A 19,808-nucleotide genomic window follows, 5' to 3' on the forward strand; every position below is an offset into this window, starting at 1 on the left:
CGCCGCAGGGCAAAAAAATGTGAGAGCGGGCTTGCTCGCACATTGAACTCGCTGAGTCAGGAAGACCGAGCGTTGATTCACTTTGACTATCTGCCACAACCACAACAATACAGGCATCAGGAGCACCCCTTCATGAGCACGCCGTCTAGCGGCCAAAGCGCCGGGCAATTGGAAACACGCGGTATCGAACCGGTCCCTGAAGGCGAGTGCAACGGCCATCCGCTGCAGCTGTTCTGGGTGTGGTTCGCGGCCAATATCAGCATCCTCGGTCTGCCGCTCGGTGCGACCCTCGTGGCCTTTCGTGGCCTGGCGATCTGGCAGGCCATTATCGTCGCGATCCTCGGCGCCGCCGGTTCTTTCGCCGTGGTGGGCATCATCTCGATTGCTGGCCGTCGCGGGCGTGCACCGAGCCTGACGCTGTCGCGCGCGATCTTCGGTGTGCGTGGCAATATCGGCCCGACCCTTGTGTCGCTGATGTCGCGCCTGGGCTGGGAAACCGTCAACACCACCACCGCCGCGTTTGTGCTGCTGTCGTTGTGTTCGATCCTGTTCGGCTCGCCGGTCGAGGCAAAAAGCGCACCCGTTCTGACGCTGATCTTCATCGCCATTTTCGTGCTGCTGACCCTGTCCGTTTCCGGTCTCGGCCACGCCACCCTGTTGGTCATCCAGAAATGGGCCACCTACGTGTTCGGCGCGCTTAACATCTTGGTGGGCGGCTTCCTCTGCGCCACCATCGACTGGAGCGCAGTGTTCAATGCGACGCCGGCGCCGCTGAGCGCGATGATCATCGGCGTCGGTACCATGGCCGCCGGCACGGGCATCGGCTGGGCCAACGCCGGTGCTGACATGTCGCGCTATCAGCACCGCAGCGTGAAGGCCGTGCGCCTGGTGGCTTCCGCCGCGTTTGGTGCAGGCATTCCGTTGGTGCTGCTGATCACTCTCGGTGGCCTGCTGTCGGTGGGTAACAACGACCTGGCCTCGGCGACTGACCCGATCATCGCAATCCGCGACATGCTGCCGACCTGGATGGCCGTGCCGTATCTGATCACCGCGTTTGGCGGGCTGCTGCTTTCCAACAACCTCTCGGTGTACTCGGCCGGTCTCACCACCTTGACCCTCGGTTTGAAGGTCAAGCGTGTGCACGCGGTGATCGTCGACATCGTGGCGATCTTTGCTGGCTCGATTTACTTCATGCTGATCGCCGACAGCTTCTACGGTCCGTTCATCACCTTCATCTCGCTGCTGGCTGTGCCGATCACCGCGTGGGTCGGCATCTTCGTGGTCGACTTGATTCACCGTCACTACTACAGCGCCAAAGACCTGCTGGACGTGAGCCCCAGCAGCGCCTACTGGTATCGCGGCGGTGTGGAATGGCGTGCATTCGGCGCCTGGGCGATAGCGATTGTGCTGGGTTTTTGCTTCACCACCATCGGCACCACCGCCGAAAACATCTGGTTCGCCGGGCCGTTGTCCGACTCGTGGCTGGGCCATAACGGCCTGGGCTGGATTGTCACCTTGCTGGTGGCCGGTGGGATTTATGCAGTACTGGGCGGCGCCGCTGACCGTCGTACAGCATCAGTCGAGAGCCCTAATGTCTAGATTGCTGCATACCGGCCAGGTCATCGTCGACCTGGTCATGGCCCTCGACACACTGCCTGCGACGGGCGGCGACGTACTGGCGCAATCCGCCAGTTTCGAAGCTGGCGGTGGTTTCAACGTAATGGCCGCTGCCCGGCGTAATGGTCTACCGGTGGTTTACCTCGGCCGGCATGGCAACGGCCGCTTTGGCGACCTGGCGCGCGCAGCGATGCGGGCGGAAGGCGTGGAAGTGGTGCAGGCAGCCAGCGACGGCAAAGACACCGGTTTGTGTGTGTCGCTGACCGAAGCCACCACCGAGCGCACGTTCATTTCGCATATCGGCGCTGAAGGGGATTTGAGCGCCGAGGATTTGGCCCGCGTGGTGCCGCGCGCGGACGACTATGTGTACGTCAGCGGCTACAGCCTGTTGCTCGAGGGCAAGGCCCAGGCATTGCTCGATTGGTTGCTAGCGTTGCCGCGCGAAATCACGGTGGTGTTCGACCCGGGGCCGCTGGTCAAGGCTCCGGATTCGGCATTGATGATTGCCTTGCTGCCGCGCATCGACATCTGGACCAGCAATGGCCCCGAAGCCCTGGCGTTTACTGGGGCAAGTACGTTGGCCGATGCGCTGCTCGAACTTAATCGACACCTGCCAGTTGAGGCACTGTTGGTGGTGCGCGACGGGCCGAATGGGTGCTGGGTCAGCCGCCAGGGCAAGGCCGAGCATGTGCCGGGTTTCAAGATGACAGCGGTGGACAGCAACGGTGCGGGCGATGCCCATGCCGGTGTGTTTCTTGCGGGGTTGGCCGAGGGGTTGCAACCTTCGCAAGCAGCGCGTCGCGCGAATGCAGCCGCGGCCTTGGCGGTGACACGCTGGGGGCCGGCGACGTCACCGGGTACTGACGAAGTGGATGCGTTATTGGCAGAATAGGGCCCTCTCAGCACGGAATGAGCCCATGACCCAGAATATCTACGACACCCAGGCCTTCTTCGAGGGCTACAGCAAGATGGGCCGTTCGGTCGAAGGCCTGGCCGGTGCGCCGGAGTGGCCTGCCTTGCAGGCACTGCTGCCGCCGATGCGCGGCCTGAAGGTAGTGGACCTCGGCTGTGGCTACGGCTGGTTCAGCCGCTGGGCCGAGGAACAGGGCGTTGCGCAGGTGCTCGGGCTGGACGTGTCGCACAAGATGCTGGCGCGGGCCAAAGAGATGACCTCTGCGCCAACCATCACTTATGCAATCGCCGACCTGGAACAGCTCAACCTGCCTGCCGGCGCATTCGACCTGGCCTATAGCGCCCTGGCCTTCCATTACATCGTCGACCTCAAAGGCCTGTTCGAGCGCATACACCAGGCGCTGGTGCCCGGTGGGCGGCTGGTGTTTTCCATCGAACACCCGATCTTCATGGCGCCGCGCAACCCAGGTTGGCGGGTGGATGATCAAGGCCGCAAAAGTTGGCCGGTGGATGGCTATCAGTTGGAAGGGCCACGGGTGACTAACTGGCTGGCCGATGGTGTGATCAAGCAGCATCGTACGATGGGCACGTTGCTGAATCTGTTGATTCAAACGGGGTTTACGCTGAGCCACGTGCAAGAGTGGGGGCCAAGCGAGGCGGACCTGATTGCGCGGCCCGAGCTGGCGGAAGAGCAAGAGCGCCCCATGATGCTGCTGGTGTCGGCTCAGCGTTGATTTAAGGTGTGCAGCACAAATCAAACTGTGGGAGCGAGCAAGCCCGCTCCCACATTAGTTTTGTAGTGGCTGGAAGATCGGAGTTAGCCCGCTTTGCGCAGCGCTTCAATCAACGGGCCAGGCCAGACAAAACGGATCACTGAGAGCGTTCACCTTCCAGCTTGCGCGCCTCGTCAACACCCGAGGCGGTTAGCTTGATCGGTAGATTCAACGAATATTCACCGGCGTCGTCGGTGGTCACATGCCCATCCTTGATAAAACCACGGTCCTGCAGGAACGCCAAGACACTGGCCACCTCCTTCTCGCCGCGGTAGTTATCCAGCACCTCCTTGCCCAGGCCGTTAGGGTGGGCGTGCAGCAGGCGGGTGAGGACTTCTTTCTCAAGGTTTCTATCGACGTTCATGCGTACCTCTTCACTGGGAAATGATCGGGTGTTTGTCTTGCATTCGTTGGATCAAGGCGTAGTTTGTTTTGGCGAGCCAGGGAGGTTGGAGTCGTCACCGGTGTTGATTTTTGGCTGGTTGACACTCGGCCCCATTTTGCCGTTGCCGACCGCAGCGGGCGCCTGGCGTTGGGTGTCATTGCCCTGGGTGCGAGGGTCAGCCCCGGGTTGGACGATCGCGCCACCATTGGTGTCGAGGCCGGTGCCCATGGAGTCTTGCGATTCTTGAGTCGCAGGGCTTGGCGGACTGCCGACCGGATCGGTCTTGCCAGTAGACGAGGTGGCCGCGAATGCGCTCAGCGAAGCGGCAGACAACAGGCCGGTGAGGGCGAGGGCGGCAAACGTGGAATTCTTCATGAGGGTGTCTCCATATGATTAATGTCCTTACCCTGCATTGGTCCGCCCGGCTTGCGTGTTTGTGCCTGAACGGCGACGAACGGTATTAGGTCGCCTGTAAAGTTTTATGTGCTGAAAAGTGGCGCCTGATTAGGCGGGCTACGGTGATCATCCAGTTCAACGCGGCGATGACTAATAGGCTGAGCATTAGCACGGGCATGCCGAAATCGACGATGATCTTGCCCGCCAGCCAGGGAAACCCGAACACGCCGACAAAGTACGCCAGGCTGAACAGCAGCAGCGCTTGTGACGTGGTTCCGGCTGGCGCTTCGTTGGCTACCAACCCATTGATCACCGAATACGTGAGGCCGTATCCAACCCCCAGCGTGGCAGCGGCCAGCAAGTAGCTGAGATTACCGCTCACGCCAAACGCAAACAGTGCGATGGCCCCGAGCATGATCCCGGACAACACACAGGCAGCCCGGTAGGCATCACGCTTGACGACCAAGCCTGCGATCAACAGGCGGCTGGTGATCGCCGCACTCAGGAACCCCGCGAAGAACAGCGAATAGTCCAACCCGTGCGCGGCCGCGTAACTGGTCTGAAACGATGAAAGCCCGCCAAACACACACCCTCCCAGGCCGACCATCAAGATTGCAAACCCCGCCTTAGAGGACAGCACTTGACGGCTGGCGGCCCAGGAAATCCTTGAGGCCGGTACATTCGCGTCCTGCTTGAGTTGAGCGCCCATGCGCCAGAACAGCCCCACACCCGCCAGGCTGGCGAACCCGGCGAGGTAGAACGCCGTCGTCAGGGGCAGGTCCAGCGCAGTGGCAGCACGCCCCAGCAGCGGGCCGGAACCGATCCCGCTCAACATGCTGCCAGACAGCAGGGCAAAGTACTTGGCACGCTGCTGGGGCTCCACCAACAGGCTCACGATGATTGGGCCCAAGGTATAGAACACGCCCCAGCCCAACCCCAGGGCCAGCCCGAACAGCATTAAGCCTTGGCCAAACCCCGGCACAATTGCAAAACCCAGGGAGGCCACCACCAGCAACACGCCCATCCCCGCAATGGCTCGCGCCGCGCCCAATGCATCGGCCAAATGCCCGGAGAACACCACTGCCACGAAGGTGCTGAGCATCGCCATGGAAATCACACTGCCAGCGTCGTGCTCATTGCCGCCGCGCGAATGAATCAGCAGCGACAGCAGGAACGTCGAGCCGTAGGACAGTGATAGCAGGAAGCTGGCGAGGCAGAACAGGGCGAAGGTCTTCGCGCCCACCGTAGACGGGGAGTGCATGAGCAAGTCTCGAATTGTTGGATTTGTGCCCTCTGTTTACCACGCGAGGCCAAGCGAATTGTTCTGTGGTTGGTGGTGCTCGGATTACTGTTCGACGGAGTAAAACGCGCTGCTGTCCACGAAATTGCACTGCAAGCAGTCATCAAAGCGCCTTAGTATGTGGCCTTTGAAATTGCCCAAGGCTCGCCCATGACCATCGAGATTCGCCCCGCCGTGCCCAGCGATGCTGTGCAGATCCTGACCTTCATCACTGAGCTTGCCGAGTACGAAAAGGCCCGGCATGAAGTGATCGCCAGTGTGGTGGACATCGAGCGCAGCCTGTTCAGCGAGGGCGCCACCGCCCATGGCCTGATCTGTTCGCGGGATGGTTTGCCGATTGGCTTTGCGGTGTTCTTTTTCAGCTACTCGACGTGGCTGGGCAGCAATTGCCTGTACCTCGAAGACTTGTACATCCACCCCGAGCAACGTGGTGGCGGGGCGGGCAAGAAATTGCTGCGCCACCTGGCGAAGATCGCCTGCGACAACGGCTGCGGGCGTTTCGAGTGGAGCGTGCTGGACTGGAACGAACCGGCGATTGCTTTCTACAAGTCCATTGGCGCGCAACCGCAGGAAGAATGGGTGCGTTACCGCATGGAAGGTGATGCGCTGCGCGATTTTGCCCAGGGCTGAATCCACCCTTCCAAGAACACCGAAGATCAAATGTGAGAGCGGGCTTACTCGCGAATGCGGTCTGTCAGTAGCACATGTGCCGACTGATCCACCGTCATCGCAGGCAAGCACGCGCTCACATTTTTTTGATTTTGTTTCACTATATGGGATGCAAATTTATATATTGAGATGTTTCAAATGATGGGTTTATAGTCGCCAGCATCAGCACTCACTACCAAAAATAAAACAGGTGAAGCGATGCAGCCCCAACCGTTGTCATTACCCGCCGTGCCCGAGCCCACCTACGGCGAGCGGCTGAAGAACAAAGTGGTGATCATCACCGGCGCCGCCCAAGGCATAGGCGAGGCGATCGTCGCCTGCTTCCAGGCCCAGCAGGCACGTCTGGTGGTCGCGGATATCCAGGGTGAAAAGGTCGAAAAAGTCGCCGCCCACTGGCGTGAACGCGGCGCCGAGATCATCGCGCAAGCCGTCGATATAACCTCCCAAGAGCAATGGAAGACGCTGGTCAACCTCGCCATCGAGCGCTTTGGCCGCGTGGATGTATTGGTCAACTGCGCCGGGGTCAATGTGTTCCGTGACCCGCTGGAAATGACTGACGAAGACTGGCGCCGCTGCTTCGCCATCGACCTCGACGGTGCCTGGTTCGGTTGCCGTACGGTGCTGCCGCATATGATCGAACAGGGCATCGGCAACATCATCAACATCGCTTCCACCCATTCCAGCCACATCATCCCCGGCTGCTTTCCCTATCCCGTCGCCAAGCACGGCCTGCTCGGCCTGACCCGCGCCCTGGGCATCGAGTACGCGCCCAAGGGTATCCGTGTGAATGCCATCGCGCCGGGCTATATCGAAACTCAGCTCAACGTCGATTACTGGAACGGTTTCCCTGACCCTCACGCCGAGCGTCAGCGTGCGTTTGACCTGCACCCGCCCAAGCGTATCGGCCAGCCGGTCGAGGTGGCGATGTCAGCGCTGTTCCTGGCGACCGACGAGGCGCCTTTTATCAATGCAACCTGCCTGATGATCGATGGCGGGCGTTCTGTGATGTACCACGACTAAAAACGTTTCCAATAACAAGAAGGAGGTGGTTCATGTTCAAGAAAACACTCGGCGCCCTGGCGCTCACGATGGCCTTCAGCGGGTTCGTCTGCGCCGAAGAAGTGAAGATCGGCTTCCTGGTCAAACAGGCTGAAGAACCGTGGTTCCAGACCGAATGGGCCTTCGCCGAAAAAGCTGGCAAGGACCAGGGCTTCACCGTGATCAAGATTGCCGTGCCGGATGGTGAGAAAACCTTGACCGCTATCGACACCCTCGCTGCCAGCGGCGCCAAAGGCTTTGTGATCTGCCCGCCGGATGTGTCCCTTGGCCCGGCTATTATGGCCAAGGCCAAGCGCAATGGTTTGAAAGTGCTGGCAGTCGATGACCGTTTTGTCGATGCCAAGGGCAAGCCCATGGAGGACGTGCCTTATGTCGGCCTGGACGCCTACAAGATCGGCCAGAAACAAGGCGAAGCCATGGCCGCCGAAGCCAAGCAGCGTAATTGGGACTGGAAGGAAACCTACGCCGTCATCAACACCTTTGACGAGCTGGAAACTGGCAAGAAGCGCACCGACGGTTCGGTAGAAGGCCTCAAGGCCGCGGGCTTGCCCGCCGACCACATCCTGTTCAGCGCACAGAAAACCCTCGACGTGCCGGGCAGCATGGACTCCACCAACTCGGCGCTGGTAAAACTGCCGGGCACCGCGAAAAACCTGATCATCGGCGGCATGAACGACAGCACCGTGTTGGGCGGCGTACGCGCCACCGAAAGCGCCGGGTTCAAGGCGGCCAACGTGATCGGCGTCGGCATCAACGGCACCGATGCTATCGAAGAGCTTAAGAGATCAGACACCGGTTTCTACGGTTCGATGCTGCTCAGCCCGGATGCCTCCGGCTACAAAACCGCTACGGCGATGTTTGAGTGGGTAACTAAAGGCACTGAGCCGGCCAAGTTCACCGCCCTGGATAACGTAACCCTGATCACCCGCGCCAACTTCAAGGAAGAGTTGAGCAAAATCGGTCTGTGGAAATGACCGGCGCGGCCTTGCGTTTCAACGGCATCGGCAAGGAATTTCCCGGGGTCAAAGCCTTGGCTCAGATCAGCTTTGAAGCGCGGCCGCATTCGGTACATGCGCTGATGGGCGAGAACGGCGCGGGCAAATCGACCCTGCTGAAAATTCTCGGCGGCGCCTACATTCCGAGCAGCGGCACAGTGCAGATCGGTGAGCAGACCATGGACTTCAAGTCTGCCGCCGACAGTATTGCCAACGGCGTCGCGGTGATTCACCAGGAGCTGCACCTGGTGCCGGAAATGACCGTGGCCGAGAACCTGTTCCTCGGGCATTTGCCGTCGCGTTTCGGCGTGGTGAACGGCGGCCTGCTGCGCAAGCAGGCGCTGGCGTGTCTTAAAGGTCTGGCGGATGAAATCGACCCGCAGGAGAAACTCGGCCGGCTGTCGCTGGGCCAGCGTCAACTGGTGGAAATCGCCAAGGCGCTGTCCCGTGGCGCCCATGTGATTGCCTTCGACGAGCCCACCAGCAGTTTGTCGGCACGGGAAATCGACCGCTTGATGGCGATCATCACGCGCCTGCGTGACGAGGGCAAAGTGGTGCTGTACGTGTCGCATCGCATGGAAGAGGTGTTCCGTATTTGCGATGCAGTGACGGTGTTCAAGGATGGCCGCTTCGTACGCACCTTTGACGACATGGCCACGCTGACTCACGACCAGTTGGTGACCTGCATGGTCGGCCGCGACATTCAGGACATCTACGACTATCGCCCGCGTGAACGTGGCGAGGTGGCGCTCAAAGTCGAGGGCTTGCTTGGCCCGGGCTTGCGCGAAGCGGTCAGCCTTGAGGTGCACAAGGGCGAGATTCTCGGTGTGTTCGGGTTGGTTGGCGCAGGTCGTACTGAGTTGTTTCGGCTGCTGAGCGGATTGACCCGCTCCACGGCCGGGCAGTTGCAGCTTTTTGGTGAAAGCCTGCAGCTGCGCTCGCCGCGTGACGCCATCGATGCGGGCCTGCTGCTGTGCCCGGAAGACCGCAAAAAGGAAGGCATCATCCCGCTGTCCAGCGTGGCTGAGAACATTAATATCAGTGCACGTGGTGCCCATTCCACCTTTGGCTGGCTCTTGCGTGAAGGCTGGGAGAAGGGCAACGCCGACCAGCAAATCAAGGCAATGAAAGTCAAAACGCCGAACGCCGAGCAGAAAATCATGTACCTGTCCGGCGGCAACCAACAGAAAGCCATTCTCGGCCGCTGGCTGTCGATGCCAATGAAGGTGCTGCTGCTCGATGAACCGACCCGTGGCATCGACATCGGCGCCAAGTCGGAGATCTACCAGATCATCCACAACCTGGCGGCCAGTGGCATTGCGGTGATCGTAGTGTCCAGCGACCTGATGGAAGTGATGGGCATCTCCGACCGGATCATGGTGATGAGCGAAGGCGTGCTGACCGGCGAGTTGAACCGCGATCAAGCGGATGAAGCACAGCTATTGCAACTGGCACTTCCGCGTACGCGGGCTTGAAGAATTCGAGGTGAATGATGTCGCAAATAAAAACTGCAAAAAGCTTCTGGCCGGGTTTCAACCAACGCAAGTTTCTGGATGATTGGGTGATGCTGCTCGCCGCGTTGAGCATCTTTGTGCTCAGCGCGCTGTTTATCGACAACTTCCTTTCGCCGCTGAACATGCGTGGCCTCGGCCTGGCGATTTCCACGGTCGGCATTGCCGCGTGCACCATGTTGTTCTGCCTGGCGTCGGGGCACTTCGACTTGTCGGTGGGCTCGGTGATTGCCTGTGCCGGCGTGGTGGCGGGGATTGTGATTCGTGACACCGACAGCGTGGTGCTCGGCGTGTCGGCGGCCTTGGCCATGGGGCTGGTGGTGGGGCTGATCAACGGTATTGTCATCGCCAAACTGCGCATCAATGCGTTGATTGCCACCTTGGCGACCATGCAGATCGTGCGTGGCCTGGCCTATATCTTCTCCAACGGCAAGGCCGTCGGCGTGATGGACGAGCGCTTCTTCGTGTTCGGTAACGGCCAACTGCTGGGCGTGCCGGTGCCGATCATCATCACCGTGCTGTGTTTCGTGTTCTTCGGCTGGCTGCTCAACTACACCACCTACGGGCGCAACACCATGGCCATCGGCGGTAACCAGGAAGCGGCGTTGCTGGCCGGGGTGAATGTTGATCGCACCAAGATCATCATCTTTGCCGTACATGGTTTGATCGGCGCGTTGGCCGGGGTGATCCTCGCCTCGCGCATGACCTCCGGCCAGCCGATGATTGGGCAAGGTTTCGAGCTGACGGTAATTTCTGCCTGTGTGTTGGGCGGTGTCTCGCTGAGCGGCGGCATCGGCATGATCCGCCATGTGATTGCCGGAGTGTTGATTTTGGCGATTATTGAGAACGCGATGAACCTGAAGAACATCGACACCTTTTATCAGTACGTGATCCGCGGTTCGATCCTGTTGCTGGCGGTGATTATCGACCGTATGAAGCAACGCTAGAAGCCCGGTCTCAACAACACTGAAAATCCAATGTGGGAGCGAGCAAGCCCGCTCCCACATTTGGATCTCCACTGTATTGAGGTTCAGCATTTGCCATAATGGCGCCGTTTTCGTACTTCCCAATAGGCCCGATATGCAGGAAAACGCCCACACTCCCGTCAAAGACGCCGCGCCCACCGGCACCCAGACCCTGCTGCGTGGTCTGGGCGTGGTGCACGCAGTGGCGGCCGGTGCGCGCGACTTGAAAGAGATCGCCAAGCGCATCGGCACGACCCGCAGCACCACCCACCGCCTGGCCAGTTGCCTGGTGGAAGAGCGTTATCTGCGCGTGGTGCCGCAAGTCGGTTACCTGCTGGGGCCGAAGCTGATTGAACTGGGCTTTCAGGCACGCGAAGAACTGCCCCTGGTGAGCCTCGCGGTGCCGTATCTGGATGAGCTGTCGGCGCTGACCGGTGACACCATCCATTTGGCGATTCGCGAATACGACGATGTGCTTTATCTGCACAAGAACCCCGGCCGCAACGGCCCGGAAATGCGTTCTCGGGTTGGCCATCGCATGCCGCTGGCGCGCACGGGTGTGGGCAAGGCAATGTTGCTGGATGACTCGGTGCAAGAGTGGCAGCGCTTGTATGAAGCCAGCCTGCCGGCCGGTGGCAAGAGCCAGCAGTGGCCGCAGCACCCGGAGCAATCCTGGGCACAGTTCGAGCAGCGCATGCGCGAATACGTAGTGGGCGGTTATGCGTTCGATCTGGAAGACAATGAACCGTCGATCCGTTGTGTAGCGGCACCGGTGCGCGATGCGAGCCAGCGAATCGTCGCCGGCATCAGCATCGCCAGTACCGTGCCCTACATGCCGCTTACGAAGATGGCCGAGCTGATTCCTGTGGTCAAACAGGTCGCGGCTCGGCTGTCAGCGGAGTTGGGCGCGAAAGCCTGATCAGGCCTTCAAGGTCGCCATGTCGATGACAAAGCGGTACTTCACATCACCGGCGATCATACGGGTGTAGGCCTCGTTGATCTGGCGGATGTCGAGCATTTCGATGTCGCAGGTGATGCCATGCTCGGCGCAGAAATCCAGGACTTCCTGGGTTTCGGCAATGCCGCCGATCAACGAGCCGGCCAGCACTTTACGCCCCAATACCAGCTTGGCGGCGTTGACCGGCGGATCGACCGGCTCGATCAGGCCGACCAGGATGTGCACGCCGTCAAAGCGCAGCACGTCGAGGTAGGGGTTCAGATCGTGCTGCACCGGAATGGTGTCCAGCAGGAAGTCGAAGCTGCCAGCGGCAGCTTTCATCTGCTCGGCGTCGGTGGACACGATTACGTGATCGGCACCCTGGCGACGGCCTTCTTCTGCTTTGCTCGCAGAGCGGGTGAACAACGTTACTTGCGCGCCCATCGCCTTGGCGAACTTGATGCCCATGTGGCCCAGGCCGCCCATGCCCAGCACGCCGACCTTATCGCCCGCTTTCACGCCGTAGTGCTTGAGCGGCGAGTAGGTGGTGATGCCTGCACACAGGATCGGCGCGGCGCTGGCCAGGTCGAGTTTGGCTGGGATCTTCACCACGAAATGTTCGCTGACCACGATGCTGTCGGAGTAGCCGCCCATGGTGTTGCTGCCATCGACCCGGTCCGGGGTGGCATAGGTCATGGTCGGGCCTTCGAGGCAGTATTGCTCCAGGTCCGCATGGCAGGCGTCGCAATGACGGCACGAATCAACCATGCAGCCTACGCCGACCAGGTCGCCGACTTTGTGGGCGGTAACGCTGGCGCCGACGGCGGTGACTTTGCCGACGATCTCGTGGCCCGGCATCAACGGGTACACGGCAATGCCCCATTCGTTGCGCGCCTGGTGGATGTCGGAGTGGCACACGCCGCAGTAGAGAATCTCGATGGCCACGTCATCGGCACGCGGGCTGCGGCGTTCGAAGGACATGGGGGCGAGGGGAGTGGTCGCCGACTGGGCGGCATAACCGATGGCGGTGTACATGGTGAAAACCTCGCAAAAGCAGTGACAGGTAAGGCGGGCCATTCTCCGCGCCACCCCCTGCCTCGGCCATGGCGATTGCTCCGAACCTCATGCCTATTCGTCCGGCGGTGCCCCTGGATTGGATTCATCTGCCCCAAGACCTGCGATGATGCTCTCATCCCTTTTTCGCGAAGTTTTTTGCCATGTTGTTGACCCGCCATCTCGACGCCAACGCCACGCTGGTGGCCTTGATAAAAGGGCTTACGCCACGCGACGGTTTTTCCCCGACCCACCTGCCGGGTGTGAAGGTCTTGCGCGCCAGTTGCGACGTGGCGCGTGGGCCGCAGATCTATGAGCCGAGCCTGATGATCGTCGCTCAGGGCAGCAAAGTCGCGTACCTGGGCCCACGTACGCTGGAGTATGGCGCTGGGCATTACTTGATCCAGGCGATGCCGGTGCCGTTCGAGTGTGAGACCTTTGCCTTGCCGAATGCGCCGCTGTATGGCGTGACGGTAGGCATCGACCGCGTGGTGCTGGGCGAATTGGTCATGGCCATGGGCATTCAGGCAGGGCCGCCGCCTACCGCGCAGACCCTGGCGTCGATGAGTTCGGTGGTGTTGGATGACGCCATGCGCGGTTGCGTCGAGCGGCTGTTGCAGTGCCTGCACGATCCGCTGGAAAGCCGGATCATGGGCCCGGCGCGGGTGCGCGAGTTATTGTTCACCGCCTTGCGTGGGCCGCAGGCCGATGTGCTGCGCGCATTGGTGGAGCAGCAGGGGCAGTTTTCACGGATCGCCACGTCGTTGAATCACCTGCATGCCCATTACGCCGAGCCGCTGAACATCGAGACGCTGGCGGGTTATGCGCACATGAGTGCCTCGACCTTTCATGAGCACTTCAAGCGCTGCACGTTGTTGTCGCCGGTGCAGTACCTGAAGCGTCTGCGCTTGCTCAAGGCTCAGCAGTTACTGCTGGTGGACGGCCTGAGCGTGGCGCAGGCGGCGCACAGCGTGGGGTATCAGAGTACGTCGCAGTTCAGTCGGGAATATAAGCGCTACTTCCTGCGTAATCCGGGTGAGGAGCGTGCGGCCTAGGTTCTGTTGATACAACTCGGTCAATGTGGGAGCTGGCTTGTCGGATCGCCGCACCGCTGCGATGGCATCAGCTGAGTTTTACTGACAGACCGAGTCGCCTGCAGCGCGGGCAAGCCCGGCTCCCACAGAAAGCAGGTCCCACCTTCGATTTATGCCGGCCACAAAAAAGGCCCCCGTCTGGGAGCCTTTCAGGTCAAGCAATCGACTTACATATTCGGATAAGTCGGCCCACCCGCGCCTTCCGGCGTTACCCAGGTGATGTTCTGCGAAGGGTCCTTGATGTCGCAGGTCTTGCAGTGCACGCAGTTCTGGGCGTTGATCTGGAAGCGCTTCTCGCCGTCTTCCTTGGTGATCACTTCATACACGCCGGCCGGGCAGTAGCGCTGCGCCGGTTCGTCGTAGAGCGGCAGGTTGGTGCCGATCGGGATGCTTGGGTCTTTCAACTTCAAGTGGCACGGCTGTTCTTCTTCATGGTTGGTACCGGAGATGAACACCGAGCTCAGCTTGTCGAAGCTCAGCTTGCCGTCGGGCTTGGGGTAGTCGATCTTCGTGCTGTCCTTGGCGAGCTTCAGGCACGCGTAGTCCGGCTTGGTGTCGTGCAGGGTGAACGGCATTTTGCCGCCGAGGATGTTCTGGTCGAACCAGTTGAAGCCGGCGCCGATGATCGGGCCGAACTTGTGCATCGCCGGGCCGAAGTTACGGCTGGCGAACAGCTCTTCGTAGAGCCAGCTGGCTTTGAAACCGTCGACGTAGTTGGTCAACTCGTCGCCGCCTTCGGATTCGGCAAACAGGCGCTCGGCCACGGCATCTGCCGCGAGCATGCCGGACTTCATGGCCGTGTGGCTGCCTTTGATCTTGGCCACGTTCATGGTGCCCAGGTCACAGCCAATCAATGCACCGCCCTTGAATACCATCTTCGGCAACGAGTTGATGCCGCCTTTGGCCAGGGCACGGGCGCCGTAGCTGATGCGCTTGCCGCCTTCCAGGTATTGAGCCAGAACCGGGTGATGCTTGAGGCGCTGGAATTCATCGAACGGCGACAGGAAGGTGTTGCTGTAGGACAGGTCGACGATCAGGCCTACGACCACTTGGTTGTTTTCCAGGTGATACAGGAAAGAACCGCCGGTGTTCTCGTTGCTCATGATGTCCAGCGGCCAACCGGCGGTGTGTACCACCAGACCTGGCTGATGCTTGGCCGGGTCGATTTCCCAGATTTCCTTCAGGCCGATGCCGTAGTGCTGGGCGTCGGCGTCGCTGTCCAGGTTGAAGCGCTGGATCAGTTGCTTGCCGATGTGGCCACGGCACCCTTCGGCGAACAGTGTGTACTTGCCACGCAGCTCCATGCCTGGGGTGTAGACGCCTTCTTTCGGATTGCCTTCGCGGTCGACGCCGAGGTCACCGGTGATGATCCCTCGGACCACGCCGTTTTCGTCGAACAGCGCTTCCTGGGCGGCGAAGCCTGGGTAGACTTCCACGCCCAGGTTTTCGGCCTGTTGGGCCAGCCAGCGGCACAGGTTGCCGAGGGAGATGATGTAGTTGCCTTCATTGTGCATGGTCTTGGGCACAAAGAAGTCGGGAACCTTGGTGGAGGTGTCGGCGCTGCGCAGTACATAGATGTCATCGCGCACCACGGGGGTGTTGAGCGGGGCGCCGAGTGCTTTCCAGTCCGGGAACAGTTCGTTCAGGGCGCGTGGTTCAAACACGGCACCGGAGAGAATGTGCGCACCGACTTCGGAGCCTTTCTCGACCACGCAGACGCTGATTTCTTTACCGGCTTCGGCGGCCTTCTGCTTCAGTCGGCAGGCGGCAGACAGGCCTGCCGGGCCAGCGCCGACGATGACCACGTCGAATTCCATGTATTCGCGTTCCACAGGCTATCTCCTACTCAAGGCTCAACAGGCTTTTTTTTCTAATGGGTGGAGGTTCGGTGTCGTGTTAATCATCGCTGCATTCGCGGCAGAGGTGACCCACCTTTCTCTCTAGGTGGCGCATTATATCTACACCACTGCCAGCGTCCAATACAAACGTTTGTTTGAATTGCCCGCAGGCTAGGTAAATCAAAGAGACACGGCTTATGACTGGCTATTTTGGCGTATTGACCAGAATAGGCGTTCCGGTCAATATACGGTCGGTTTTGCGCATACCGTAGGCATACCGCAGGTTTCAAGAGCACGTCCAAAAGCAAGACAGGTGACGCGCACCCAAGCGATGGCGCGCAGTTTACACGCTGCGATAAAGAATGACCTCTCAGTCACCCCTGACGAACGGTCATCATTTTCCCATCGCTGTGTCATCCGCCGAGGTTTTTGGAGGTGCCCTTGTGTGCCGATGAGCATCAACCGCCAGGTTCGCCTAGGCGACTTTCTTTTCACCGGAGAGTAACGAGGAATCCATGAAGGTTCTTGTAGCTGTCAAACGCGTTGTCGATTACAACGTGAAAGTTCGCGTCAAAGCGGACAATTCCGGCGTCGACCTCGCTAACGTCAAGATGTCGATGAACCCTTTCTGCGAAATCGCTGTGGAAGAAGCTGTACGCCTGAAAGAGAAAGGCGTGGCGACTGAAATCGTCGTGGTTTCCATCGGTCCTGCCACTGCTCAAGAGCAGCTGCGTACTGCCCTGGCACTGGGCGCCGACCGCGCCATCCTGGTTGAGTCGGCTGAAGAGCTGACCTCTCTGGCCGTTGCCAAGTTGCTTAAAGCCGTTGTCGACAAGGAACAGCCTCAACTGGTGATCCTCGGCAAACAAGCGATCGACAGCGACAACAACCAAACTGGCCAAATGCTGGCTGCGCTGACCGGTTACGGCCAGGGCACCTTCGCCTCCAAAGTCGAAGTGAGCGGCGACAGCGTAGCTGTTACCCGTGAAATCGACGGCGGCGCACAAACAGTTTCGCTGAAACTGCCGGCCATCGTGACCACCGATCTGCGTTTGAACGAGCCGCGCTACGCGTCCCTGCCAAACATCATGAAAGCCAAGAAGAAGCCGCTTGAGTCGGTTACTCCAGAAGCTTTGGGCGTTTCTACCGCCTCTACCAACAAGACCGTCAAGGTTGAAGCACCGGCTGCACGTAGCGCGGGCATCAAGGTCAAGTCGGTGGCTGAACTGGTCGAGAAACTGAAAAACGAAGCGAAGGTAATCTAAAAATGACTATCTTGGTAATCGCAGAACACGACAACAAAGTGCTGGCCCCGGCCACCCTGAACACCGTGGCTGCCGCTACGAAAATCGGTGGCGATATTCACCTGCTGGTAGCCGGCCAGGGCGCTGGCGCCGTGGCTGAAGCCGCTGCGAAAATCGCGGGCGTGAGCAAAGTACTGCTGGCCGACAACGCCGCTTACGCTCACCAACTGCCGGAAAACGTTGCCCCTCTGGTTGCAGAGCTGGGCGCTGGCTACAGCCACATCCTGGCTGCCGCCACGTCCAACGGCAAAAACATCCTGCCACGCGTTGCCGCGCAGCTGGACGTTGACCAGATCTCCGAGATCATCTCGGTTGAAAGCGCCGACACCTTCAAGCGCCCGATCTACGCCGGTAACGCCATCGCCACCGTACAGTCGAACGCTTCGGTCAAAGTCATCACCGTACGCGCCACCGGTTTCGACCCAGTAGCCGCCGAAGGTGGTTCGGCTGCCGTTGAGGCTGTTTCCGCTGCCCACGACGCTGGCACTTCCAGCTTTGTTGGCGAAGAGCTGGCCAAGTCGGACCGTCCTGAGCTGACCGCTGCCAAGATCGTCGTTTCCGGCGGTCGTGGCATGCAGAACGGTGACAACTTCAAGCACCTGTACGCCCTGGCCGACAAGCTGGGCGCGGCGGTCGGCGCTTCCCGCGCGGCCGTCGACGCAGGTTTCGTGCCCAACGACATGCAGGTCGGCCAGACCGGCAAAATCGTTGCGCCACAGCTGTACATCGCCGTCGGTATCTCCGGCGCCATCCAGCACTTGGCTGGTATGAAAGACTCCAAAGTGATCGTTGCGATCAACAAGGACGAAGAAGCACCGATCTTCCAGGTGGCTGATTACGGCCTGGTTGCGGACTTGTTCGAAGCCGTACCTGAGCTGGAGAAGCTGGTCTAATCCAGCGGCTTCACTTATAAAGAGCCCGGTCTTAATGACCGGGCTTTTTTTTTGCGCGCTTTTTTACCTGGAGAAACCGCCATGGATCTGCGTCCTCTATTGTTGGTTGTATCGCTGCTGCCGAGCCTGGTACTGGCCGCTGGCAAATGTGAGCGCCTGGTGATCACTGGCAGCCCGGACGCACCGCCCTTGCTATGGCGCGACCCTCAAGACCCGACGCACCTGATCGGCGCCACTGCTGATGTGTTACAACAAGTGGGCAAGGACCTGGGGCTGAAAATCGACCTGCTCTACGGCGGCAAACGCTCCCAGGCCCTGGATGAAGTGCGCAGCGGGCGCATGGACATCCTCGCCGATACGCCGCTGAACCTGGGCGAACTGGAAACCCTCGACTACATCCACCCGGCGCTGGTGCAACTCGACTATCTGGTCTGGACACGCAAGGATTCGGCGCTGGTCTTTACCGTGGCCGCCGACCTGCACGGCTACAAGGGCGCGGTCTCGGAACGTGCACGCTTGAGTGCCGACTTCGCAGCGTTCGCCGGCCAGCAACTGAGCCTGCAACGCCTGCCCAGCCTCACACCCGCCTTCCAGAAACTGTTGCTGGGGGAAGTGGACTATGTGCTCGCCGGGCGTTATTCCGGCATGGCCATGGCCCAGACCTTGGGCATGAGCAATGACCTGGTCGCGCGCGAAGACCCCGTCGATCAGCCGGGTCTGTACCTGGCGATTTCCCACAACTCCGCCTGCAATGATCCGTGGCTGCGCGGACAGCTAGCCAAAAAGATGACAGAATTGCCCGCGTCCGGCGTGATGCAAGCAGCGACGCAGCGCAACCTCGAGCGCTGGAAAGCGCAATTGCAGCAACCTGTCGGCACCCCAGCAAAGTAAGGATCTACAGTGACTATTCGACCTCTTTTCGCGGCCCTCGCCGTGGTCGCTTTGGCGGGATGTGCAGCCGATCCTGCGCCGAATGAACAAATACGCCTCACCCAGCAAGCGCTGGAACAAGCCCGCGCCGTGGGTGCCAGCACCGACGATTCGCCTGAACTGAAACTGGCCGAAGACACGTTCGCCAGGGCCAAGGGCGACATGGCCGACGAGTCCTACAAGCATGCGCGCATGCGCGCCGAACAGGCGGAGCTGGACGCGCGCCTCGCTGAAGCCAAGGTCCTGACGCAAAAAAGCCAGGAGCAACTGAACGTGCTCAACACCCGTATCACCCGCCTGCGCAAGCAATTGCAGTTGGGAGAAGCCCAATGAGCCCGATGATCCGTGGTGTGAGCTGTGTGTTGCTGCTCAGTAGCGCCGCACTGGGTGGTTGCGCCAGCCAGGCCAATAGTGAGCAGGCGTTGCAACAGGCCGGCAATGACTTCCAGGCGGTCAAGGAAGACGCCAACGTGTTGCGCTTCGCGCCCAAGGATGTGATTCGCGCCGGTGAATCCCTGGCCCGCGCCGATCGCTTGTCCAGCTACTGGGGCAGCGGTGCCGACGTGGTGCACTATGCCTACCTCAGCCAGCGTTACAGTGCGATTGCCCGCGAACATACCGAGCAGGGGCTCAATGCCGAGCGCGCCGCCAAGCTCGAACTGGAGCGTCAACGCCTGCAACTGGCCCTGCGTGAAAACAAACTCGCCAGTGTGCAGCAGCAGGGCAAATGGCTCGAAGAGCAAATCGCCAGCCTGACCACCACCCAGACCAATCGCGGCCTGGTGATGACCTTGGGCGACGTGCTGTTCGACACCGGTGAGGCAGAGCTGGAAAACTCGGCCAACCGCACCGTGCTGAAGATCGTGCAGTTCTTGCAGTTGAACCCCAAGCGCGTGGTGCGTATCGAGGGCTACGCCGACAACACCGGTGGCGAGCAGGAAAACCTAAAACTGTCCCGCGACCGCGCGCAATCGGTGGCCGACGTACTGATGGACCTGGGCATCGACGAAAAACGTATTCAGGTCGAGGGCTATGGCGACCAGTACCCGGTCGAAGCCAACGCCTCCGAACGTGGCCGCGCGCAGAACCGTCGGGTGGAAATTGTGTTTTCCGATGAGAAGGGCCAGCTAGGCGCCGCGCGCTAAAGCCTGCTGCCGATCCAGTTGTGGGAGGGGGC

General features: G+C 60.3%; 20 protein-coding genes. 15 read left to right on the forward strand and 5 right to left on the reverse strand.

The features are described from left to right. Window positions 1-132: 132 nt before the first annotated feature. The 3 genes from FW764_RS03115 to FW764_RS03125 are packed head-to-tail and all read left to right on the forward strand — an operon-like array spanning window position 133 to window position 3,263. Window positions 133-1,599, forward strand: coding sequence for a purine-cytosine permease family protein (locus tag FW764_RS03115; RefSeq protein WP_446432707.1), 1,467 nt, complete (start codon window positions 133-135; stop codon window positions 1,597-1,599). Further along, a complete protein-coding gene (locus FW764_RS03120) occupies window positions 1,592-2,509 on the forward strand; it encodes a PfkB family carbohydrate kinase (RefSeq protein ID WP_446432708.1) in 918 nt (305 codons plus the stop codon). Before FW764_RS03115 ends, FW764_RS03120 begins: the two co-directional genes overlap by 8 nt. A gap of 25 nt (window positions 2,510-2,534) precedes the next feature. After that, window positions 2,535-3,263: a class I SAM-dependent methyltransferase gene (locus FW764_RS03125; protein WP_446432709.1), complete on the forward strand. Its 729-nt coding sequence runs from the start codon at window positions 2,535-2,537 to the stop codon at window positions 3,261-3,263. A gap of 136 nt (window positions 3,264-3,399) precedes the next feature. On the opposite strand, the gene FW764_RS03130 is transcribed toward FW764_RS03125, so the two are convergent. From FW764_RS03130 to FW764_RS03140, 3 genes are all read right to left on the reverse strand, one after another. Then, the gene (locus FW764_RS03130) at window positions 3,400-3,666 is read right to left on the reverse strand and encodes a hypothetical protein (protein WP_446432710.1); all 267 of its coding nucleotides are present in this window, start codon (window positions 3,664-3,666) and stop codon (window positions 3,400-3,402) included. A gap of 51 nt (window positions 3,667-3,717) precedes the next feature. Then, window positions 3,718-4,062 (reverse strand): hypothetical protein, encoded by a 345-nt coding sequence (locus FW764_RS03135; protein WP_446432711.1) that lies wholly within the window; start codon window positions 4,060-4,062, stop codon window positions 3,718-3,720. Between the two features lie 85 nt (window positions 4,063-4,147). Further along, window positions 4,148-5,344 (reverse strand): MFS transporter, encoded by a 1,197-nt coding sequence (locus tag FW764_RS03140; RefSeq protein WP_446432712.1) that lies wholly within the window; start codon window positions 5,342-5,344, stop codon window positions 4,148-4,150. 189 nt (window positions 5,345-5,533) lie between these two features. Here FW764_RS03140 and FW764_RS03145 point away from each other — a divergent pair, with 189 nt between their 5' ends. The 6 genes from FW764_RS03145 to FW764_RS03170 all read left to right on the forward strand — a co-directional run bounded on the left by FW764_RS03145 (window position 5,534) and on the right by FW764_RS03170 (window position 11,501). After that, the gene (locus tag FW764_RS03145) at window positions 5,534-6,013 is read left to right on the forward strand and encodes an N-acetyltransferase family protein (RefSeq protein ID WP_446432713.1); all 480 of its coding nucleotides are present in this window, start codon (window positions 5,534-5,536) and stop codon (window positions 6,011-6,013) included. Window positions 6,014-6,250: 237 nt separating this feature from the next. Continuing rightward, entirely contained in the window at window positions 6,251-7,072 is an 822-nt protein-coding gene (locus tag FW764_RS03150) for an SDR family oxidoreductase (RefSeq protein WP_446432714.1), read from the forward strand. Between the two features lie 32 nt (window positions 7,073-7,104). Continuing rightward, entirely contained in the window at window positions 7,105-8,085 is a 981-nt protein-coding gene (locus FW764_RS03155; RefSeq protein ID WP_446432715.1) for a substrate-binding domain-containing protein, read from the forward strand. Further along, window positions 8,082-9,581 carry an L-arabinose ABC transporter ATP-binding protein AraG gene (gene araG, locus FW764_RS03160; RefSeq protein WP_446432716.1) on the forward strand — a complete coding sequence of 500 codons (1,500 nt, stop codon included), beginning with the start codon at window positions 8,082-8,084 and terminating at the stop codon, window positions 9,579-9,581. The genes FW764_RS03155 and araG overlap by 4 nt, the downstream gene beginning before the upstream one ends. 17 nt (window positions 9,582-9,598) lie before the next feature. Then, on the forward strand, window positions 9,599-10,564 hold the full coding sequence (araH, locus tag FW764_RS03165; protein ID WP_446432717.1) for an L-arabinose ABC transporter permease AraH: 966 nt from the start codon (window positions 9,599-9,601) through the stop codon (window positions 10,562-10,564). Window positions 10,565-10,697: 133 nt separating this feature from the next. Next, the gene (locus FW764_RS03170) at window positions 10,698-11,501 is read left to right on the forward strand and encodes an IclR family transcriptional regulator (RefSeq protein ID WP_446432718.1); all 804 of its coding nucleotides are present in this window, start codon (window positions 10,698-10,700) and stop codon (window positions 11,499-11,501) included. Here FW764_RS03170 and FW764_RS03175 read toward each other — a convergent pair whose 3' ends face one another. Further along, window positions 11,502-12,554: an NAD(P)-dependent alcohol dehydrogenase gene (locus FW764_RS03175; RefSeq protein WP_307417785.1), complete on the reverse strand. Its 1,053-nt coding sequence runs from the start codon at window positions 12,552-12,554 to the stop codon at window positions 11,502-11,504. 182 nt (window positions 12,555-12,736) lie between these two features. Between FW764_RS03175 and FW764_RS03180 the strand changes: the two genes are divergently transcribed. Next, complete coding sequence (locus FW764_RS03180) at window positions 12,737-13,627, forward strand: AraC family transcriptional regulator N-terminal domain-containing protein (RefSeq protein ID WP_446432719.1); 891 nt, start codon at window positions 12,737-12,739, stop codon at window positions 13,625-13,627. A 206-nt stretch (window positions 13,628-13,833) separates the two neighbouring features. On the opposite strand, the gene FW764_RS03185 is transcribed toward FW764_RS03180, so the two are convergent. Beyond that, on the reverse strand, window positions 13,834-15,498 hold the full coding sequence (locus tag FW764_RS03185; protein WP_446432720.1) for an electron transfer flavoprotein-ubiquinone oxidoreductase: 1,665 nt from the start codon (window positions 15,496-15,498) through the stop codon (window positions 13,834-13,836). A 521-nt stretch (window positions 15,499-16,019) separates the two neighbouring features. On the opposite strand from FW764_RS03185, the gene FW764_RS03190 reads away from it, so the two are divergent. From FW764_RS03190 to FW764_RS03210, 5 genes are all read left to right on the forward strand, one after another. Then, the gene (locus FW764_RS03190; protein ID WP_025857810.1) at window positions 16,020-16,769 is read left to right on the forward strand and encodes an electron transfer flavoprotein subunit beta/FixA family protein; all 750 of its coding nucleotides are present in this window, start codon (window positions 16,020-16,022) and stop codon (window positions 16,767-16,769) included. Window positions 16,770-16,771: 2 nt separating this feature from the next. Further along, a complete protein-coding gene (locus tag FW764_RS03195) occupies window positions 16,772-17,701 on the forward strand; it encodes an electron transfer flavoprotein subunit alpha/FixB family protein (RefSeq protein WP_446432721.1) in 930 nt (309 codons plus the stop codon). An 81-nt stretch (window positions 17,702-17,782) separates the two neighbouring features. After that, entirely contained in the window at window positions 17,783-18,592 is an 810-nt protein-coding gene (locus FW764_RS03200; RefSeq protein WP_446432722.1) for a substrate-binding periplasmic protein, read from the forward strand. 9 nt (window positions 18,593-18,601) lie between these two features. After that, window positions 18,602-18,964, forward strand: a complete 363-nt coding sequence (locus FW764_RS03205) for a DUF4398 domain-containing protein (protein ID WP_446432723.1) — start codon at window positions 18,602-18,604, stop codon at window positions 18,962-18,964. Beyond that, window positions 18,961-19,776, forward strand: coding sequence for an OmpA family protein (locus FW764_RS03210; protein ID WP_446432724.1), 816 nt, complete (start codon window positions 18,961-18,963; stop codon window positions 19,774-19,776). The genes FW764_RS03205 and FW764_RS03210 overlap by 4 nt, the downstream gene beginning before the upstream one ends. The last annotated feature ends 32 nt before the right edge of the window (window positions 19,777-19,808 follow it).

The sequence above is a fragment of the Pseudomonas sp. 1152_12 genome (assembly GCF_052850675.1).

What these genes read in the sequence shown, in the direction of transcription:
- FW764_RS03115 (WP_446432707.1), top strand. Translation starts at nt 133, where the DNA reads ATGAGCACGCCGTCTAGCGGCCAAAGCGCCGGGCAATTGGAAACACGC.
- FW764_RS03120 (WP_446432708.1), top strand. Translation starts at nt 1,592, where the DNA reads ATGTCTAGATTGCTGCATACCGGCCAGGTCATCGTCGACCTGGTCATG.
- FW764_RS03125 (WP_446432709.1), top strand. Translation starts at nt 2,535, where the DNA reads ATGACCCAGAATATCTACGACACCCAGGCCTTCTTCGAGGGCTACAGC.
- FW764_RS03130 (WP_446432710.1), bottom strand. Translation starts at nt 3,666, where the DNA reads ATGAACGTCGATAGAAACCTTGAGAAAGAAGTCCTCACCCGCCTGCTG.
- FW764_RS03135 (WP_446432711.1), bottom strand. Translation starts at nt 4,062, where the DNA reads ATGAAGAATTCCACGTTTGCCGCCCTCGCCCTCACCGGCCTGTTGTCT.
- FW764_RS03140 (WP_446432712.1), bottom strand. Translation starts at nt 5,344, where the DNA reads ATGCACTCCCCGTCTACGGTGGGCGCGAAGACCTTCGCCCTGTTCTGC.
- FW764_RS03145 (WP_446432713.1), top strand. Translation starts at nt 5,534, where the DNA reads ATGACCATCGAGATTCGCCCCGCCGTGCCCAGCGATGCTGTGCAGATC.
- FW764_RS03150 (WP_446432714.1), top strand. Translation starts at nt 6,251, where the DNA reads ATGCAGCCCCAACCGTTGTCATTACCCGCCGTGCCCGAGCCCACCTAC.
- FW764_RS03155 (WP_446432715.1), top strand. Translation starts at nt 7,105, where the DNA reads ATGTTCAAGAAAACACTCGGCGCCCTGGCGCTCACGATGGCCTTCAGC.
- araG (WP_446432716.1), top strand. Translation starts at nt 8,082, where the DNA reads ATGACCGGCGCGGCCTTGCGTTTCAACGGCATCGGCAAGGAATTTCCC.
- araH (WP_446432717.1), top strand. Translation starts at nt 9,599, where the DNA reads ATGTCGCAAATAAAAACTGCAAAAAGCTTCTGGCCGGGTTTCAACCAA.
- FW764_RS03170 (WP_446432718.1), top strand. Translation starts at nt 10,698, where the DNA reads ATGCAGGAAAACGCCCACACTCCCGTCAAAGACGCCGCGCCCACCGGC.
- FW764_RS03175 (WP_307417785.1), bottom strand. Translation starts at nt 12,554, where the DNA reads ATGTACACCGCCATCGGTTATGCCGCCCAGTCGGCGACCACTCCCCTC.
- FW764_RS03180 (WP_446432719.1), top strand. Translation starts at nt 12,737, where the DNA reads ATGTTGTTGACCCGCCATCTCGACGCCAACGCCACGCTGGTGGCCTTG.
- FW764_RS03190 (WP_025857810.1), top strand. Translation starts at nt 16,020, where the DNA reads ATGAAGGTTCTTGTAGCTGTCAAACGCGTTGTCGATTACAACGTGAAA.
- FW764_RS03195 (WP_446432721.1), top strand. Translation starts at nt 16,772, where the DNA reads ATGACTATCTTGGTAATCGCAGAACACGACAACAAAGTGCTGGCCCCG.
- FW764_RS03200 (WP_446432722.1), top strand. Translation starts at nt 17,783, where the DNA reads ATGGATCTGCGTCCTCTATTGTTGGTTGTATCGCTGCTGCCGAGCCTG.
- FW764_RS03210 (WP_446432724.1), top strand. Translation starts at nt 18,961, where the DNA reads ATGAGCCCGATGATCCGTGGTGTGAGCTGTGTGTTGCTGCTCAGTAGC.